Below are 3,640 nucleotides of genomic sequence, written 5' to 3' on the forward strand. Positions count from 1 at the left end.
AGAGATCCGCTCCTTAACATAATAGGTTTATTCTACAAGCCCTTATTTTTTCTGTCCAACTTAGTGTAACCGATCCAAACTTGCTTGTTCATTCATCGCCCCCCTAATTCATTTACATCTATATTAGCATCTTATTATGAACAGAAAGTTAACAAAATAGCACAGTCTTATTTCCTTTAGAATGAATCGCATCAATAAAGACACCCCCGTACAGTCGAAAAGTTTGAAGGTATGCCAATAGGAATTTCTCCAAAATTCACTTTGGCTCTTATGATATCCACCTATTGGGTTGTCTTATAATTATTTTTGCTTACCAAAATGTAAAAAAGTCTGAAATGCCCAGAACGATAAAAATACCTCCTGAAACCTTCTGGATCACTGTCCCCCATTTCCGAGATCGTTTTAAAACGGCCGCCCTATCGCCCACAATAGCCAGTATCCACCGAGCGTTACGAGACGTTGCCGGGACAGCAGGCTCAAGTAGACTGGGGACATTTTCGAGTGAATCTCAACGGAAAACAAAAGCGTCTTTACGCTTTCGTCATGGTGCTGGGGTATTCACGCATGATGTATGTCGAATTTACCGAAGACGAAAAACTGGAAACTCTCATAGGTTGTCATCTTCGGGCATGGCAGTATTTTGGCGGCGTGCCTCAAAGCTGTTTGTACGACAACATGAAAACAGTTGTCTCAGGCCGGGATGACAAAAGCGGGGTGATCTGGAACGAGCGTTTTGCTCGCTTTGCCAGCCACTATGGATTCAAGCTGTTGAGCTGCAAGCCCTATCGGGCTCGAACGAAGGGAAAAGTGGAGAATGGCGTCGGGTATCTGAGAAAGAACTTTTGGTCTCGTATCCGTACCTTTACCGGACTACAAGATCTCAATGAACAAGCACGCCATTGGTTGGACATCGTCGCAAATTGTCGCGTTCACGGAACCACCCATCAAGTGCCGACTGAACGTTGGAAAGAAGAAAACCTCCAACCACGTGCCTTTTGCCGCTGTGGAACGCCATTACCGGAAGGTGATGGCCGATGCCTATGTTTCCTTTGAAGCAAATCGCTACTCTGTCCCGTGGGTGTACATAGGTCAAATGGTAGAAATCCAAGACGAGAAAAACGGAATCCTGCGGTTTTATTGCAATGGACATCTAATCGCCGAACACCCCAAACAGATGGGACGCTATCAGACCGTAAGCATGAAAAAACACTTCGAAGGAATTCGCACAGCGACGAGCAAACCGGTTCCCCAACCTACGCCTCGTTACGTGTCGAATTCATCACCCGAAGTGTTGGAACGCTCTCTTACGGCGTATGAAGAACTAGCGGAAGAAGAGGTGATGCTGCAATGATTCTGCAAGAACGTCTGCTGGAAGCGTGCCGTCATTTTGGTTGGGTACGCATCCCCGACATCCTCCATTACCACGCCGAAGAAGCATCCAAGCACAACATATCGTATTTGGAGTTTTTGGACAAGCTGCTACAGGAGGAATTAGCGGCTAAATATGAACGCTTTTTGCAAACTAGAACTCGATTAGCACGGCTTCCGTTTCAAAAAACGCTGGATCAATTAGATTTTTCATTCCAGCCTTCCATCGATGAAAGACGTATCCGTGATTTTGCGACTCTAGGTTTTTTAGAACATCAGGAAAACCTGATCTTCTTAGGTCCACCTGGTGTCGGAAAAACTCATTTGGCTGTTGCGCTTGGATTGGAAGCAATCAAGCAACGCTATACGGTCTATTTCATCACCGCCCACGATCTGGTGCAGATGCTACAGACTGCGTACGGCAATCGTACGATTGCCCAAAAAATGCGGACTCTCACCAAACCAGATTTGTTGATTATCGATGAGATTGGATACCGAAAGATGGATGAAACCGCTGCTCACTTCTTTTTTCAGATTGTATCCGAACGCTATGAAAAAGGTTCATTGATCCTGACTTCCAACAAATCGTACGGAGCATGGGGAGAGATTTTCGGAGATACCGTTTTGGCAACAGCGATTTTAGACAGGCTGCTTCACCATTCCAGTACGATCAATATCAAGGGGGAAAGTTATGGCATAAAGGAAAAGAAAAAGGCGGGCTTCTTTCGACCAGAGCCTGCCGATGCTGCCAACCAATAACGGCGAAAATGGGGAATTTTCAACCGATATTTTTGGGGAAAATTAAATTGATATTGACACACCAACTGAGATGACCTCCGGGAATAACGCAGGGTATGTTTCAGTTTCTAGTCCGGCCCCGTTGTTTCCAGCCGCTGCGATGATCAGTATTCCTCTTTCTGAAGCTTTCTTGATAGCGTCATGAAGGGCCTTACTCGGCACACTGCCACCCAAGCTCATAGAGACAATATTCATTTTGTTTTCAATTGCCCAGTCGATCCCTTGAATCACCTGGCTATAGCTACCGTTACCGTCCTTATCCAGGACTTTTACCGAATAGATTTGAGCATGTGAAGCCGCACCAACAACACCTCGGTCATTATGTAAAGCGGCTATTGTACCTGCTACATGAGTTCCATGGCCGTTGTCGTCAGTGTAATCGGGTACACCTGTCACTAAAGAAACGCCACCAGCAAGGTTCAGATCAGGGTGGTGGGAAATTCCTGTATCCAAAACGGCAATTTTGACTTTATCCCCAACAATACTTTGCTGGAGTGCGTAGTTCACACCAATATCCTGAATCCCCCACGGAATGGTTTGGGTATTCGATTCTATATTTTCGAGTGCAGCATGAGTAGATACAACATTTCCAGTGGATGCTATTTTCACACTTGCATCTTCTTCGACAAAGGAAACCTCAGTATCATTTGTTACTTGTTTTACTTCGTCCGCAGTAAGTGAAATAACCAAGGCGTTCGTGCTTTTTACCTTTTTATGCCCTTTGTTCTTAAGCCCTTTCCTTTCCAAGAAAGTTTCAGCATTAACGTGGTTTTTTAAGCCGATCAAGTAGTTTTTGCTTTGTATCTTTGTGGTGTCTAACGCTGTGATGGGATGCGTGTCGGAAGGGGATTTTGGCGATTCTCCTGTGGTTAATTGGCTCGGTTGAGCGGCCAAAGCAGTTGGGGTACCAATTAGGTTTAAAGTGAGGCATACGACAAGTAGTGAAGAAAAAGTGCGAGTTAAAACCTTTTCAGATAGAGACATTTTTAATCACCTTTCGACATACTGGTTATGCATCATACGATACAACTGGTAGTATATCAAAGGTCCAATATCTTGCCTTTAGAGAAAAAATGGAACAAGTTTGTACGAAGGTTATCTGCCCGGTTCGTACTTGAATAACTCCAATATTGCTCAGCCTCTGCTGACTCTCACCTGCAGCCAAAACAAGTGAAGACGAAGCTGTAATATGTGAGACGTTTTGCAGTCTATGCAGCCACGGTAGCTGATCTAGAATCCAGCATTACTGATTCTAAATGGTTGTCGTTCAGGGATAGCCCTAAACAAAATTAAGGACCTCAATAGTGATCTCAAGGTCCTTAAAATAATAACCCATGTAAAAAAACTACATTTCCTAAAAGGGTTTTAAGGTAGGCAGGTCTAAGCAGCTCTCACCTGTGGATCGGTTACACTAAGTTGGACAGAAAAAATAAGGGCTTGTAGAATAAACCTATTATGTTAAGGAGCGGATCTC

4 protein-coding genes are annotated in these 3,640 nt (G+C 44.4%); 3 read left to right on the top strand and 1 reads right to left on the bottom strand.

What is annotated here, in order from left to right:
* Window positions 1–501: 501 nt before the first annotated feature.
* The 3 genes from istA to istB are packed head-to-tail and all read left to right on the top strand — an operon-like array spanning window position 502 to window position 2,127.
* Entirely contained in the window at window positions 502–1,053 is a 552-nt protein-coding gene (gene istA / locus ACTHO6_RS21005) for an IS21 family transposase (RefSeq protein ID WP_440243769.1), read from the top strand.
* Entirely contained in the window at window positions 1,028–1,351 is a 324-nt protein-coding gene (locus ACTHO6_RS21010) for a Mu transposase domain-containing protein (protein ID WP_440243771.1), read from the top strand. The genes istA and ACTHO6_RS21010 overlap by 26 nt, the downstream gene beginning before the upstream one ends.
* A complete protein-coding gene (istB, locus tag ACTHO6_RS21015) occupies window positions 1,348–2,127 on the top strand; it encodes an IS21-like element helper ATPase IstB (protein WP_440243773.1) in 780 nt (259 codons plus the stop codon). Before ACTHO6_RS21010 ends, istB begins: the two co-directional genes overlap by 4 nt.
* Window positions 2,128–2,169: 42 nt before the next feature.
* Here the strand turns inward: istB and ACTHO6_RS21020 are convergent, their stop codons facing one another.
* Window positions 2,170–3,150, bottom strand: a complete 981-nt coding sequence (locus tag ACTHO6_RS21020) for a S8 family serine peptidase (RefSeq protein WP_440243775.1) — start codon at window positions 3,148–3,150, stop codon at window positions 2,170–2,172.
* Window positions 3,151–3,640: the final 490 nt, after the last annotated feature.

It is taken from the genome of Brevibacillus sp. SAFN-007a (genome assembly GCF_051967035.1).
Classification (GTDB): Bacteria; Bacillota; Bacilli; order Brevibacillales; family Brevibacillaceae; genus Brevibacillus.

Bases quoted from the DNA above. Each gene is read 5' to 3' on its own strand.
- ACTHO6_RS21010 (WP_440243771.1), top strand. From the start codon at position 1,028: ATGGCCGATGCCTATGTTTCCTTTGAAGCAAATCGCTACTCTGTCCCG.
- istB (WP_440243773.1), top strand. From the start codon at position 1,348: ATGATTCTGCAAGAACGTCTGCTGGAAGCGTGCCGTCATTTTGGTTGG.
- ACTHO6_RS21020 (WP_440243775.1), bottom strand. From the start codon at position 3,150: ATGTCTCTATCTGAAAAGGTTTTAACTCGCACTTTTTCTTCACTACTT.